Annotated in this window: 12 protein-coding genes and 1 pseudogene; 4 read left to right on the top strand and 9 right to left on the bottom strand. The window is 64.0% G+C overall.

Features of this window, described 5'->3' with window-relative positions:
* Positions 1-314 precede the first annotated feature (314 nt).
* The 7 genes and pseudogenes from nrdF to J7I89_RS05225 form a co-directional block, all read right to left on the bottom strand.
* Complete coding sequence (gene nrdF / locus J7I89_RS05255) at positions 315-1,289, bottom strand: class 1b ribonucleoside-diphosphate reductase subunit beta (RefSeq protein WP_214967966.1); 975 nt, start codon at positions 1,287-1,289, stop codon at positions 315-317.
* 658 nt (positions 1,290-1,947) lie between these two features.
* Positions 1,948-4,113 carry a class 1b ribonucleoside-diphosphate reductase subunit alpha gene (nrdE, locus tag J7I89_RS05250; RefSeq protein WP_214967963.1) on the bottom strand — a complete coding sequence of 722 codons (2,166 nt, stop codon included), beginning with the start codon at positions 4,111-4,113 and terminating at the stop codon, positions 1,948-1,950.
* Positions 4,114-4,139: 26 nt separating this feature from the next.
* Positions 4,140-4,574 carry a class Ib ribonucleoside-diphosphate reductase assembly flavoprotein NrdI gene (nrdI, locus tag J7I89_RS05245; protein ID WP_251044964.1) on the bottom strand — a complete coding sequence of 145 codons (435 nt, stop codon included), beginning with the start codon at positions 4,572-4,574 and terminating at the stop codon, positions 4,140-4,142.
* 122 nt (positions 4,575-4,696) lie between these two features.
* On the bottom strand, positions 4,697-4,942 hold the full coding sequence (nrdH, locus tag J7I89_RS05240) for a glutaredoxin-like protein NrdH (RefSeq protein WP_056625338.1): 246 nt from the start codon (positions 4,940-4,942) through the stop codon (positions 4,697-4,699).
* A 455-nt stretch (positions 4,943-5,397) separates the two neighbouring features.
* Positions 5,398-6,722: pseudogene (locus J7I89_RS05235) on the bottom strand (class I SAM-dependent methyltransferase).
* Positions 6,719-7,444 carry a DUF1365 domain-containing protein gene (locus J7I89_RS05230; RefSeq protein WP_214967958.1) on the bottom strand — a complete coding sequence of 242 codons (726 nt, stop codon included), beginning with the start codon at positions 7,442-7,444 and terminating at the stop codon, positions 6,719-6,721. The pseudogene J7I89_RS05235 and the gene J7I89_RS05230 overlap by 4 nt, the downstream one beginning before the upstream one ends.
* Entirely contained in the window at positions 7,441-8,334 is an 894-nt protein-coding gene (locus J7I89_RS05225) for an FAD-dependent oxidoreductase (protein WP_308159808.1), read from the bottom strand. The genes J7I89_RS05230 and J7I89_RS05225 overlap by 4 nt, the downstream gene beginning before the upstream one ends.
* A 119-nt stretch (positions 8,335-8,453) precedes the next feature.
* Here J7I89_RS05225 and J7I89_RS25030 point away from each other — a divergent pair, with 119 nt between their 5' ends.
* From J7I89_RS25030 to J7I89_RS05215, 3 genes are all read left to right on the top strand, one after another.
* On the top strand, positions 8,454-8,657 hold the full coding sequence (locus J7I89_RS25030; RefSeq protein WP_251044944.1) for a hypothetical protein: 204 nt from the start codon (positions 8,454-8,456) through the stop codon (positions 8,655-8,657).
* A 124-nt stretch (positions 8,658-8,781) separates the two neighbouring features.
* Entirely contained in the window at positions 8,782-9,699 is a 918-nt protein-coding gene (locus J7I89_RS05220) for a LysR family transcriptional regulator (protein ID WP_214967955.1), read from the top strand.
* A gap of 45 nt (positions 9,700-9,744) precedes the next feature.
* Complete coding sequence (locus tag J7I89_RS05215) at positions 9,745-10,251, top strand: DUF2004 domain-containing protein (RefSeq protein WP_214967953.1); 507 nt, start codon at positions 9,745-9,747, stop codon at positions 10,249-10,251.
* 124 nt (positions 10,252-10,375) lie between these two features.
* Here the strand turns inward: J7I89_RS05215 and metE are convergent, their stop codons facing one another.
* A complete protein-coding gene (metE, locus tag J7I89_RS05210; RefSeq protein ID WP_214967951.1) occupies positions 10,376-12,718 on the bottom strand; it encodes a 5-methyltetrahydropteroyltriglutamate--homocysteine S-methyltransferase in 2,343 nt (780 codons plus the stop codon).
* A 63-nt stretch (positions 12,719-12,781) separates the two neighbouring features.
* A complete protein-coding gene (locus J7I89_RS05205) occupies positions 12,782-13,747 on the bottom strand; it encodes a methylenetetrahydrofolate reductase (RefSeq protein WP_214967950.1) in 966 nt (321 codons plus the stop codon).
* A 734-nt stretch (positions 13,748-14,481) separates the two neighbouring features.
* On the opposite strand from J7I89_RS05205, the gene J7I89_RS25565 reads away from it, so the two are divergent.
* On the top strand, positions 14,482-14,604 hold the full coding sequence (locus J7I89_RS25565; RefSeq protein WP_285290185.1) for a hypothetical protein: 123 nt from the start codon (positions 14,482-14,484) through the stop codon (positions 14,602-14,604).
* Positions 14,605-14,657 lie beyond the last annotated feature (53 nt).

The following is a 14,657-nucleotide window of genomic DNA, read 5'->3' as shown; positions in this document are numbered from 1 at the left end:
CACCGAGGAAAACACGCCCGGCATCCCGACCCTCGCCGAACCCACCCCCGTCCAGCGCCGCGCCTTCGAACTCATCGGCCAGACCCTCCCGCTGACCCTGAAGTAGACAGAAGCAGCCACCCCGGAAACCACGAAATCCCCGCCACGGCGGGGATTTCGCACGTCACCAGCAACGTAACTTCGGTTTAGACGAGGTCCGAGGTCCTAGTAACCAGCTCGGACAGCAGAGAAGCCCCGCGTGCACCAGCGCGCGGGGCTTCTGACGTATCTGTTGGTAAATCCCTACAAGAGCAGTAAACGAAGGAAGGTAGAACCTAGAAGTCCCAGTCGTCATCCTCAGTGTTGACGGCCTTGCCGATCACGTAAGAGGACCCCGAGCCCGAGAAGAAGTCGTGGTTCTCGTCAGCGTTCGGCGAAAGCGCCGACAGGATCGCCGGGTTCACGTCGGTGACGGAGGCCGGGAACATGGCCTCGTAGCCCAGGTTCATGAGGGCCTTATTGGCGTTGTAGTGCAGGAACTTCTTGACGTCCTCGGCCAGGCCGACACCGTCGTAGAGGTCGTGCGTGTACTGGACTTCGTTTTCGTACAGCTCGAAGAGCAGCTCGAAGGTGTAGTCCTTGATTTCCTGGCGGCGCTCCTCGGAAACCTTCTCCAAGCCCTTCTGGAACTTGTAGCCGATGTAGTAGCCGTGCACGGCCTCATCGCGGATGATCAAGCGGATCAGGTCTGCCGTGTTCGTCAGCTTGGCGCGTGAAGACCAGTACATGGGCAGGTAGAAACCTGAGTAGAACAGGAAACTCTCCAGCAGTGTGGAGGCCACCTTGCGCTTCAGCGGGTCATCGCCCTGGTAGTAGTCCATGACGATATGGGCCTTCTTCTGAAGGTTCTCGTTCTCGGTGGACCAGCGGAATGCCTCGTCGATCTCCTTGGTGGAGGCCAGCGTGGAGAAGATGGAGGAGTAGCTCTTTGCGTGCACCGACTCCATGAACGCGATATTCGTGTACACGGCTTCTTCATGTGGGGTGATGGCATCGGGGATCAGCGAAACGGCGCCGACAGTGCCCTGAATGGTGTCCAGCAGCGTCAGGCCGGTGAAAACGCGCATGGTGAGCTGCTGCTCATCCGGCGTCAGCGTGGCCCATGACTGCACGTCGTTGGACAGCGGGATCTTCTCCGGAAGCCAGAAGTTGTTGACCAGGCGGTTCCAGACATCCACGTCCTTTTCGTCCTGGATGCGGTTCCAGTTGATCGCCTCAACATGGCTAAGCAGCTTGACCTTCTCGGTCATATGGTTTCCTCCGCCTGATGGTTAGCGCGCCGGAAAACGTCCAGCGTTCAGCTATCAATTCTAGTCGCTAAGTCGCCAGAATCAGTCCGACTTCCATGTTCAGTGGGTGTGTTCACACACAAGTCTTCAAGCAACACATCATGAGAACGTAGGCCAATGAGTGGGCCCACAGTAGTGGACCCACTCATTCGTTTACAGATGTCAATCAGTCGAGACGAAGACTATCTCCGCCCTACTTGGACTCTTTTACCGTCGTCGACGGGTGCGACTTTCCGTACTTCGGCGTTACGTAACGACCGGTCTTGGCGCTTCGGTATGATCCTTTGGCCATGGGAGGTTTCCTCCTCTCTGCTGAGCTTACGAGCGGGTCACGTGCGGCACTACATGGGCCGGATCGTGATGCGGATGGTCCGGCGAACGGTACGTCGTACTATTGCCACAACTACCAACTCCTTTCGGGAACTATGCCCGGAAGGAGGGTCGTCGACAGACGACCGACAACTCCTGTAAACTCAACAGTCCAAGGTGCAACTTTGGAACCGTCTCGTTACCGGGACGAATTGAGGAGTCATGTTGAAGCATGGCTCCTCAAACCTTTTAAGCCTGGCCTACAGCGATCAGTGACTGCCGCCGTACTAAGTCAACCGATTTTGGTTGATCACAACATACATGAGACGCAATTTTCCACCTCAGTCCCTTCCAGCGCGAGCTGGCGGAGACGGATGTAGTAGATGGTCTTGATGCCCTTTTTCCAGGCGTAGATCTGGGCCTTGTTGATGTCGCGCGTGGTGGCGGTGTCCTTGAAGAACAGCGTCAGGGACAGGCCCTGGTCCACGTGCTGCGTGGCGGCGGCGTACGTGTCGATGACCTTCTCGTAGCCGATCTCGTACGCGTCCTGGTAGTACTCCAGGTTGTCGTTCGTCAGGTACGGCGCCGGGTAGTACACGCGGCCCAGCTTGCCTTCCTTGCGGATCTCAATCTTGGACGCCACCGGGTGGATCGAGGAGGTGGAGTTGTTGATGTAGGAGATCGAGCCCGTCGGCGGAACGGCCTGCAGGTTCTGGTTGTAGATCCCGTGCTCCATGACGGAGGCCTTCAGCTCGCGCCAGTCATCCTGCGTGGGGATGTGGATGTTCTTGAACAGTTCCGCGACCTTCTCGGTCTGCGGGACCCATTCCTGCTCCGTGTACTTGTCGAAGAACTCGCCCGACGCGTACTTGGACTTCTCGAAGCCGCCGAACGTCTGGCCGGTCTGGATAGCCAGCTTATTCGAGGCTCGGACAGCGTGGTACACCACCGAGTAGAAGTAGATGTTGGTGAAGTCCAGGCCCTCTTCGGAACCGTAGTGGACCCGCTCCCGCGCCAGGTACCCGTGCAGGTTCATCTGGCCCAGGCCGATGGCGTGGCTCTGGTCGTTGCCGCGGGCGATGGAAGGCACCGAGGTGATGTTGGACATGTCCGACACCGCCGAGAGCGAGCGGATAGCCGTCTCGATGGTCAGGCCGAAGTCCGGCGAGTCCATGGTCTTCGCGATGTTCAGCGAGCCCAGGTTGCAGGAGATGTCCTTGCCGGTCTCGTCGTAGGACAGGTCGTCATGGTACGTCGTGGGCTGCGAGACCTGGAGGATCTCGGAGCACAGGTTGGACATGATGATCTTGCCGTCGATCGGGTTGGCCCGGTTCACGGTGTCCTCGAACATGATGTACGGGTAGCCGGATTCGAACTGGATCTCGGCGAGGGTCTGGAAGAACTCGCGCGCCTTGATCTTGGTCTTCTTGATCCGGGAATCGTCCACCATCTCGTAGTACTTCTCGGTGACCGAGACGTCCGAGAACGGCATCCCGTAGACGCGCTCAACGTCGTACGGCGAGAACAGGTACATGTCCTCGTCCTTTTTGGCCAGCTCGAACGTGATGTCCGGGATCACGACGCCGAGCGAAAGGGTCTTGATGCGGATCTTCTCGTCCGCGTTCTCCCGCTTGGTGTCCAGGAACCGGTAGATGTCCGGGTGGTGGGCGTGCAGGTACACGGCACCGGCACCCTGGCGGGCACCCAGCTGGTTGGCGTAGGAGAAGCTGTCTTCGAGGAGCTTCATCACCGGGATGACGCCCGAGGACTGGTTCTCGATCTGCTTGATCGGCGCACCGACCTCGCGGATGTTGGTCAGCGCGAACGCCACGCCGCCGCCGCGCTTGGACAGCTGCAGCGCGGAGTTGATGGAACGGCCGATCGACTCCATGTTGTCTTCGATGCGGAGCAGGAAGCAGGAGACCAGCTCGCCGCGCTGCTTCTTGCCGGCGTTCAGGAACGTGGGGGTGGCCGGCTGGAAGCGGCCCTCGATGATCTCGTCCACCATCTGCAGCGCCAACTGCTCGTCGCCGCGGGCCAGGTGCAGGGCAACCATGCACACACGGTCCTCATAGCGCTCCAGGAAGCGATTGCCGTCAAACGTCTTCAGCGTGTAGGACGTGTAGAACTTGAAGGCGCCCAGGAAGGTCTCGAAGCGGAACTTCTTCTTGTACGCGCGCTTGAAGAGCTCGCGGATGAAGTTCATCGTGTACTGGTCGAGCGTCTCGCGCTCGTAGTACTGGTTCTTCACCAGGTAGTCGAGCTTCTCCTCGAGGTCGTGGAAGAAGACCGTGTTGTTGTTCACGTGCTGCAGGAAGTACTGGTGGGCGGCTTCGCGGTCCGCCTCGAACTGGATCTCGCCGTTGGGACCGTACAGGTTCAGCATGGCGTTGAGCTCGTGGTAGCCCAGGCCCTTGTAGGCAGCAGGCAACGCCGGCTTCTCCTGCTTTTCAACAGCTCCGGCGGCCGTATCCATGGACGTGTCCCTTTCGTCGGACCTGGTTACTTCTGTGTCTGCGACAGTCGTGTCCAAAACTCTTCCAATCCTTCTTGTACACGGGAGACGTCTTCCGGCGTGCCCATGAGTTCGAACCTGTATAGGTGGGGGACGTTGCATTTGGCGGCGATGATGTCCCCCGCCATGCAGTAGTTATCCCCGAAATTCGTGTTTCCCGCGCCGATCACGCCCCTGAGAAGGCGCCGGTTCTGCGGGTTGTTCAGGAACCTGATGACCTGCTTCGGCACCGAGCCCTCGCCGCCTGTCCCGCCGTAAGTGGGCAGAACCAGCACAAAGGGCTCGCAGGCCGTGAGCGGTTCGTCCTTCGCATGGAGCGGTATCCTGGCGGCCTCCGCACCCAGCTTGTCAATGAAGCGCTTGGTGTTCTCGGAGGCCGAGGAAAAGTAGATGAGGTGACTGTATGTCCTGTTTGCAGTCATCGTGCTGTTTCCAGGCGTCGTGTTCGCAGCCTGGGCTGCGACCGGCGCATCGGCAAGTGCCGGCGCGGCCATGGGAGTCACCTCACCTACATAGGAATTCTCTGCCGGAACGGCGTGAAGCCTTAAGCCACCGAAGCGGCGGCGCTCAGCGCCAGCTCTTCGATCTTGTCCGGGCGGAACCCTGACCAGTGGTCCTGGTCCGTGACGACTACCGGAGCCTGCATGTAGCCCAGGGACTTCAGGCGCTCGAGGGCGTCCGCGTCCTGGGAGATGTCCACGCTCTGGTAGGTGATGCCCTTTTTGTCCAGCGCGCGGTACGTCGCGTTGCACTGAACACAGGCCGGCTTCGTGTAAACCGTAACGGTCATAGTCCCTGTCCCCTTTGTTGAAGTCTTTACTTTGTGAAGTCTCTGCTCATCGCTGCGGTGGACACTGCGCCGAACTGAAACCACTGTCCGATGCCGGCCTCGCCTGTGCCCCGCTCAATCTGTATGTCGATACTACATGTAGTGCACGGCCCCCGGTGGGACCCCAAGATGATGTATTACAAGTATGTCATTTAATGCACGTTTAATCCACAGGCGGGTGCCCTCAAAATGTCCGGGATTCCGGCTTTTTCGAGGACGAAATCCACACCCTGTGGAGTACTTAGCCACATTTAAACGCCAGCGTGTCGTCTCGAAGACGGCGTGTCGCGGGTGCCGGACGGCAGCACATCGAGTGGCCCCGGACACAAGAAAGGGACCCCGAAGCACGCTTCAGGGTCCCTCCTGTGATTAAGGAAACGCCGGATTAAGGAAACCCGGATTAGGGAAACCCAGGATTACAGCTGCGCCTCCCGGCGGTCCAGCACGATCTGCTGCACGTCGAGGTAGCCCGACTGGAAGCCGGCCCGCGAATAGCACACGTAGAACAGCCACATCCGCTGGAAGACTTCGTCGAATCCGAGCTCCCCCACCTCACGGGACCGGATCAGGAACCGCTCCTCCCAGAGCCGCAGCGTGGCCGCGTAGTGGTCGCCCATCCCCCGGCGTTCCCGGACACGGAGCGTCGTGTGCTGCTCGGTGACGCTCTCGATCGCCCGCACGGAGGGAAGGAACCCGCCGGGGAAGATGTACTTGTGCACCCACGTGTAGGCGTTCCGCGTGGCGAGCATCCGGCCGTGCGGCATGGTGATGGCCTGGATGGCCACCTTGCCGCCGGGAGCCAGGACCCTGTCGATGGTCTGGAAATAGACCGGCCAATACTCATAGCCCACCGCTTCGATCATCTCGACCGAGACGACGGCGTCGTACTCGCCTTCCACCGCGCGGTAATCCTGCAGGGCCACAGTGACCTGTCCCGAGTAGCCGGCCTCCTCGATGCGCTGCTGCGCGAGCGCCTGCTGCTCACTGGACAGGGTCACGGTGTAGACGGTGGCGCCGCGGGCTGCCGCGCGCAGGGCCAGCTCGCCCCAGCCCGTGCCGATTTCCAGCAGCCGTGTCCCGTCGCCCACTCCGGCCTTGTCCAGCAGCCTGTCGATCTTGGCCTGCTGCGCGGAGGCCAGCGCGTTCCAGCCGACCTCCGGCATGGGGCCGGCCCCGGCGGTGAAGAGCGCCGAGGAGTAGCTCATGGTGGTGTCCAGGAAGTTGGAGAACAGCTCGTTGGAGAGGTCGTAGTGGCGCGCGATGTTGCCCCGCGTGTTCTGCTCCGTGTTGCGTTCCTGGCGGGGCGCCCGCGGCAGGTACAGGCTGCGCAGCTTCTGCAGCGGCACGGGAATGAGCGTGTCCACCGAGGAGGCGAAGACCTCCAGGACGCCGGCGAGGTCAGACGCTTCCCAGTCCCCCGCCATGAAGGACTCCCCCAGCCCGATCAGGCCGTTGTCGCCGATGCGGACGTCGAAATCGTCCGGCCCGACCATGGTCATCACCGGCGAGCCGGCGTCCCCGTGCCCAGCACGGACCCGTCGGGGTACTCAACCCGCAGCGGCAGGCGCCAGGCGGCACCCCTGAACAGGGCACCCGCGGCTTTGCCGGCGAGGGCGGCCTTCGCGCCGGCAGGAGGACGGGCGACGCCGGGCCACACCTCGGCGTCGATGCTTGCGGGAGCCGGCGGTACCCGGAGCGGACCGGATGTGCTTCGCTGGTAGGTGGGGTCTGTGAGCGTCATGAGACTGCCTCCTGTGATGGGTGGTGGGGGCGGTTGATGATGGGCAGCCCGCGGGCCCAGAGTTTGATTCCCTGCCAATGGGTCTGCAGGACAAGGCGGAGCGGCGCCAGCGGAACGGCGAGCGCCGCGGCGAGGATGCTGCGCAGGGTGGCAGCCTGGCGGACGCCGGTCATCGTGGCGGTGAAGGGCCTCCGCCCGGCGCGTTCGAGCACCACAGCGACGGCCAGCCGGCCGTCAGGCTCAGGCACTGTCATCCGGTAGCTGCCATCCACGTCGTTGAACGGCGAGACGTAAAACTCCTTGTCGGTGCGGGCACGCCCTCTATCGTCGGTGTGCAGCAGGTAGCAGTGCCGCTCGCCGTAGGTGTTGTGAACTTCGGCAATCACGGCGCGCAGTCCGCCGTCGGCGCCGTGGCACCAGAACAGGCTGATGGGATTGAAGACCTGACCCAGCACCCTGGCGTTGGCCAGCATGGTGACCTTCCAGCCGTCCGGCTTTTCTCCGTTGGCGGCGAGGAAGCTGTCCACGTTGTCCCGGATGCTGGCCGCGGGGTCGCCCAGGTGGTCCTTGGCATGGAATCCGGCGAGCGGACGCAGCCACCAGGGCAGGACGGGCAGGTCGTCCAGGTCCACGAACCAGCTGTAGCTGCGGTACGTGAAGGCATTCTCCAACGGATCCCGCCGCACGTGGCGGATGCTGGTGCGGTAGATGCCCGCCGTCATGGGACGAGCTCCGCAGGCTGCCCGACTTCCAGCACCTCGGGCCTGCCGGCGGGCGTCTCCCACTGCCGGCCCAGCTGCGCTGCCGCCCGGACACCGGACGCCGCGCCGTCCTCATGGAAGCCCCAGCCGTGATAGGCGCCCGCGAAGGCCAGCCGGGAATCACCCAGTTCACCCAGGCGGCCCTGGGCGGCCACGGAGTCCGGCGTGTACTGCGGGTGCTCGTAGACCAGGTCCTGCAGTACGGAGGCCGGCTCGATGAGCTCGGATTCGCCCAGGCTCACGATGTAGCTTCCGCCGTCATCCGGGTTCAGGCGCTGCAGACGGGTGAGGTCGTAGCTGACCAGCACGTGGTCCGGGCGCGCCGCACATGAGGGAAGCCGGTAGTTCCAAGACGCGCGGGCCGCCTCGCTGCGCGGCAGCACCGCCGGGTCGCGGTGGAACTTGATCTGGTTTACGGAGTACGGCATGTCGCCCAGGATGCGGACTTCGTCCGCCGTCGGTTCGGCGATCATGGCAAGCGCTTCACGCGGGTGGGCGGCGATGACCGCGGCGTCGAAAGTATCGGTGCCGGCCGCCGTCGTGATTTCCACGCCGGAGCCGGTACGCCGCACGGACAGGACGGGGCTGGAGAGGCGGACATCAGGCAGGCCGGCGACCACGCGGTCAACGTAGCTGCGCGAGCCGCCCGTCACGGTCCTCCACTGCGGCGAGCCTTTGATGCCGAGCATGCCGTGGTGATCCAGGAAGGTGAAGAGATACCGCGCCGGATACGCGAGCGCGGTGGTGGGATCGCAGGACCAGACGGCACTGACCACCGGCGCCATGAAGTGGGACGTGAAGTAATCGCTGAAGCGTTCCCGGTCCAGGAACTGGCCCAGTTTCCTCGTCACCCGCGGCAGCCGCTCCCGGTCTGGCCGCCAACAGCGCGCGGGCCTTCCGCCAGAAGCGCAGGATCTCAACCAGCATCCGCAGGTACTGCGGCCGCACAAAGTTCGAGGGCCGGGCGAAGATGTCCGCGGCCCCCTTGGCCCCTGCGTACTCCAGCCCGCAGGGTCACGTGATCGCGCAGGCTGAGAACGTGGGCGGCGGTCAGGCCGGCGACTCCGCTGCCGACGACGGCGATGCGGCGGCTTCCGGCCGCGGCCTCACTTCCGCCGTCGGATCCGGCGTGCGGAACGCCTGCGGCGCCTCCACTCCATGTTGGGCTCGGTGACAATCGTTGCTCCTCTGCTGAACAGCTGCCGCTAATGAATACTCACGGGCTATTCGGAACCGTGAGGAACACGGATGGGTGGGAATCTTTTCCTGCATGTGAACAGCCGGAGTAAGGTGGGCTGGTGGTCAACCCCGTGCACTTGAGGACTCTGCTTGAGGTCACGCGGCTGGGATCCTTCGCGGCCGCGGCCGGCCGGCTCGGCTACACGGCCTCCGCCGTGTCCCAGCAGATGTCGGCGCTGGAGCGCGACACCGGCGTGCACCTGTTCCAGCGATCGGCCAGGAGCGTGGTCCCCACCGAGGCCGCCATCGTGATGGCGCGGCACGCCGCCAAGGTCCTCACCGACATCGAAGCCCTGATGGCCGCCGCGTCAAAGACCCAGGACGCCACGAGCCAAGAACTCCGGCTGGGCATTTTCCCCAGCCTCGCAACCTACGTCCTGCCGAGGATCCTGAAGAATCCGGCATGGAAGGACCTCGGCATCGACCTCAGGGTTTCCGTGGCCGAGCCCGCGCAGACCATCCAGGGGCTGCGCACGGGCGGGGAACTTGATGTGGCCCTGGTGTACCAGGTGGGGCAGTCCGGGCTGGCTTGGCCGCACACCATCAACCGGCAATGGATCGGCGACGACAACTTCCGCGTAGTCCTGCCCTCCGGCTGGGGATTCCGTACGGACGCCAAGGTGGCGGCGGACCATCTCTCGGACATGCCGTGGATCATGCACCACCCCGGCACGAGCGACGCCACCGTGATTGAGCGGCTCTTTGCCAGCTGCAACCTGCACCCCCGCGTGGTGGCATACAGCGATGACTTCCATGCCAGCCTCGAAATGGCAGCCGCCGGGCTGGGTGCTGCGCTGGTGCCGGAGCTCGCCTTGCGCCACCGCCCGGCAGGCGTGGTGGTGCTGGACGTTCCCGAGATCAGGCTGGCCCGTAACGTGTTCGCGCTGCTGATAAATGACAAGAAGACCGCCCGGGTACAGCTGTTCGTGGACCTGCTGTCGGACACGCTGGGCAGCCTGGGATCCTCAGATAAATAATCCCCGATGCTGGAATGCGGTGCTTTTCGGGTCTATGTTGAAGATATGACCAAGGTAGCGAGCCAGCACTTCGGAGTAATCGAACTCAACCACGGCAGGGACCACAACATCGCCGCGGAGCATGAGCTGGCCGGCCAACGCCTTGAGCTCGACCTGAACATCAACGCGCATGACCGTTTCGATGAGGCGGCGATGCACAAGGTGGACTACCGGTTGCGCTACCTCCCCGAGCTCGTGGACGAGGTCCGCGAGATGATCGCCGAAGAGCTCGAACAGGAGGGAACCAGCGCGCAGGAGTACCTTCGCTTCCACTGCAACGCCATCAAGGACGAGCACCTGCAGAAGGTCTTCGGCGTCACGGACAAGAGCCAGCTCACCAACGCGGTCTTCCTGAAAGCGCTCAAGCTCGGCCACGTGGGCATCTTCCCCGGGCAGCCTGAGCGCTACTTCGTCCTCGACTTCACGCTCGGCTCCCACTTCACCGACGAGGTTCTGGTGGCCTCGGCGGATGAGGACGGCGTGGTCGACGACGAAATCGTCTGGGAGTCCTGAACTCCCTAAAGCAGTTAAACGCCGACGGCGGGCGGTCACCCAAGGTGACCGCCCCCCCCCGGCGGCTCTNNGGTGCCCGCCCGCCGTCGGCGTCTCAAGCTCGATCAGCGGCTACGTCGTACTCTTATTTTGCACCTTCGAGCAGTTCCGCGCGGACCGTCTTGGTGGCCGCGACGAGGTTGCGCAGGGACTCTTCGGTCTCGGCGTAGCCGCGGGTCTTCAGGCCGCAGTCCGGGTTGACCCAGAGCTGGCGGGACGGCACGTGCTTCACGGCCGTGCTGAGCAGCTCGGTGACTTCCTGCTCGCCCGGGACGCGCGGCGAGTGGATGTCGTAGACGCCCGGGCCGACGCCGCGGCCGAAGCCGTGGGACTCGAGGTCGTGGACGACCTCCATGCGGGAGCGTGCGGCCTCGATGGAGGTGACGTCCGCGTCCAGTCCGTCGATGGCGTCGATGATGGCGCCGAACTCGGAGTAGCACAGGTGCGTGTGGATCTGGGTCGCGTCGGCGGCACCGGCGGTGGCCAGGCGGAACGAGTTCACGGACCAGTCCAGGTAGGCGGCCTGGTCGGCCTTGCGCAGGGGAAGGAGCTCGCGCAGGGCGGGCTCGTCCACCTGGATGACCTTGATGCCGGCGGCTTCGAGGTCGGCGATTTCGTCGCGCAGGGCCAGGCCGACCTGGTTGGCGGTCTCGCCCAGCGGCTGGTCGTCGCGGACGAAGGACCAGGCCAGGATGGTGACCGGACCGGTCAGCATGCCCTTCATCGGCTTGCTGGTCAGCGACTGGGCGTATTCTGCCCACTTCACGGTGATGGGGGCGCTGCGGGTGACGTCGCCCCAGAGGATGGACGGGCGGGTGCAGCGTGAGCCGTAGGACTGAACCCAGCCGTGGACGGTGACGTCGAAGCCTTCCAGGTTCTCGGCGAAGTACTGGACCATGTCGTTGCGCTCGGGCTCGCCGTGCACCAGGACGTCGTAGCCGAGCTCTTCCTGCAGCTCCACAACGCGCTTGATCTCGTCCTTCATGAGCTGCTCGTACTGCTCGTTGGTGAGGTCGCCCTTGTTGTTACGGGCACGGGCCGAACGGATTTCGGAGGTCTGCGGGAAGGAGCCGATGGTGGTGGTGGGCAGCGGCGGCAGGTGCAGGGCCTTTTCCTGTGCGGCTTCGCGGACCGAGTACTCGGAGCGGTCGAAGTCGGCCGGGGTCAGGGCTGCGGTGCGGGCCCGGACATCGGCGCGCTGGACCCCTTCGGCGGCGGCGCGGTTGGCGATGATGCGGGAGGCTTCATCGATGGCAGGCTGGACCGCAGCTGCATCGGTGAGTACGCCAGCGAGCGTGACAACCTCAACAGCCTTCTGGTCGGCGAAGGCCAACCAGCTGCGGAGCTGCTCGGACAGCTGTGCCTCTTCGTCAACGTCGTGCGGGACGTGCTGGGTGGAGGTGGAGGTGCTGATGGCCAGCTTGGCGACCGACTTCTTCAGTTCGGCGATCTTGTCCGCGGAGGCGGCAAGATCGTTGCGCCAGATGTTGTGGCCGTCCACGACGCCGGCAACCAGGGTCTTGCTGCCCAGTGCGGCAAGTGCCGCTGCGGACGGGACGGCGCCCTTGAAGACGTCGATGTGCAGGGCGTCGATGTTGGTGGCGGCGAGGGTGCCGAGCTGGCCGTTCAGCGCGCCGTACGGGGTGGAGACGAACAGCTGCGGGCGCTGGGCAACGGCGGAGAGGACCTCGTAAGAGCGGGCGACCGCGGCCTGGATCTCCTCGGCGGAGGCGTCCTGGTCAACCACCAGTGCGGGCTCGTCCAGCTGGACCCAGCTGGCGCCGGCGGCAGCGAGCTTCTCGAGCAGCGCGGTGTAGACCGGGAGGACATCCTCGAGGCGGGACAGCGGGCTGAAGCCGGCCGGTGCGTCGTCGGAAGCCTTGCTCAGGAGCAGGAAGGTGACCGGGCCGACGATGTACGGGCGGGTCACCACGCCGTTGGCGAGGGCGTATTCGAACTCTTCAACGATGCGGTTGGAGGCCAGCGTGAAGTTGGTCTCCGGGCCGATTTCCGGCACGAGGTAGTGGTAGTTCGTGTCGAACCACTTGGTCATTTCCAGCGGCTGCTGTTCCTTGTTGCCGCGGGCGAGGGTGAAGTAGCCATCGATGTCCAGCTGGCCCTCTGCGTTCAGGAGGTTGCCGAAACGGGCCGGAACGGCGCCGAGGTGGGCGGCGGCGTCGAGCACCTGGTCGTAGAAGGAGAAGGTGCCCGGAACGGCTGCGGCTTCGGTCAGGCCCAGGCCCTGCAGGCGCTTGGCCGTGCCCAGCTGGATTTCCTTGGCGGCGGCGTCAAGGGCTGCAGCGTCGATCTTGCCGGCCCAGTAGGCTTCAACGGCCTTCTTCAGTTCGCGGCGGCGTCCGATGCGGGGGTAGCCCAGGATCGAGGCGGACGGGAACGGAGTGGCCACGGCGGTGTTCTGTTCAGTCATGTCAATTTTCCTTGCATGGTTGGGAAGCTGTGAGTGTCTTGGGTAGTCAGCTGACGGGTGGTGTCAGCTCGCGAGCTGGCGGCGGGCGATCGCGTTGAGGCGGCTGGCGGAACGTGCCGGCCGCACAAGCGACAGCTTGTCCAGTACCTCCAGCGCGCTCTGGTGTTCGTTGAACGTGTACAGGTGGAGGCCGGGCGCTCCGGCATCCAGGGCGGCGTTGGCCAGGTCCACGGTGGCGCTGACACCGATGCGGAGCCGGTCGGCGTCGGAGTCCGCCGCCGCCAGCCGCTCGATGAGCTCCGGTGCCGGTTCGACGCCGGTCAGCTCGCCGAGGCGCTTGAGCCTGCGGAGGCTCGTGAGCGGCATGACCCCGGGGATGATCGGAATGGTGACGCCGGCACGGCGTGCCCTGGTGATCAGGTCCGCGTACTGCTCGGTGCGGAAGAACACCTGGGTGATGGCGAAGTCCGCGCCGGAGCGCTGCTTGGCCAGCAGGACCTCGACGTCGTGGGCCTCACTCGGCGACTCCGGGTGCCGTGTGGGGTAGGCGGCCACGCCGACCGCGACCTTGCCGGCGCAGAGCAGTGCCGAACGCCGCTGCTCCACCCGCCGGATGAGCTCGATCAGGTCCTGGGCGTAGCGCAGCGAACCGCTGACGGGCTCTCCGCTGTCCTTGGGCTGGTCTCCGCGGAGGGCCAGGATGCCGCGCACCCCCGCGTCCAAGAGCTCACCGATGATTTCGGCCAGCTCGGTCGGGGTGTTGCCCACGCACGTCAGGTGGGCCAGCGGACGGAGGGTGGTCTCCAGCACCAGGCGGTTGATGAGCTCGACGGCGGTGTCCCGGTTGGAGCCGCTGGCACCATACGTGACGGACACGTAGTCAGGGTCAGTGCTCTCCAGCTCGCGGATCGTGGTCCAGAGCGTCTCGGCGGCCGCAGGCGAACGCGGCGGGAAGAGCTCATAGGACAGCGCCACGGGTGCGGTGTCGGAAAGATTTGGATGGGTGTCAATAAGGCTGGGTGGTGACATTTGCGTCCTTGGCTATGGGCCATTGAAGGCTATGCTGCCGTGGCGGTAGCCCGTGCAGTATGCGGTCAATGAATTGAGTTTGGGGAACACGGAACGAACTTCGGCAGGGCGCAGCCGCGACTGTTACGCCTGAAAAGAAGTTGTCCGTGAGCAAATGTCAGGCCCACATGGGGGCACCCACACCCTCCTTGGCTGCCGCATGACGGCACATCCGCAGCGGAGGATCGCTGACACGTTACCTCGGTAACTTGTATAGAACTCTAGGAGCCGCCCAGGGTGCGTTCAAGTCGGCCATCGAATTAAGACGCATTCTTACGCGTGCCGGATTGCACTTTCTGAATAATATTCGCCCCGCTGCCTCACACGGCTACCCTCTCGCGGCGGTTGCCCTTTTCAAACGGACAAATTTAGTCCATCATTTGTGCACGTCGTATCCGGATTTGGCAACGGTCTCAAATTAAGGAGGCCATCTGGACGTTCCTCGGTGATCCGCCCCGAGAGACCCTATCCCGCGCCTGTCAACCGGGCGGCGTCGCATCGTCCCCTTTGCCAAGGCGCGGTTTCACCAGCGCCGTACTGGGGCTGCTCTCCGCACTGGAGGGCGGCGCCGTGCCGTTGCTGGAAGTCATCTGATTCCAACGGCGAAAGGCCACGGATATGTTCCAGCCCCACAACCGATCAACGGTGATCGGCTCCGTTTTTGTGTTCCTACTGGCGCTGACGACAGTGACGTCGTGTGCGCCGCCGCAAAGCACCACCCCGCCGGCCACAACCAGTGCGACGGCGGGTTCAGCATCACCGACGGAGACGACAGCGACGTCGGGCTCCGCATCGCCGACAGCCACGGGGACGGCTGATGCCGGAGAGCTCTGCGGCCCGGGGTCCGCCATAAATTATGACCCCGCCGAAT

The organism is Arthrobacter sp. ISL-5 (assembly GCF_018613835.1).
GTDB lineage: Bacteria > Actinomycetota > Actinomycetes > Actinomycetales > Micrococcaceae > Arthrobacter.
The sequence above is the reverse complement of the archived record's forward strand: the minus strand, read 5'-3'. Positions and strand labels throughout refer to the sequence as shown.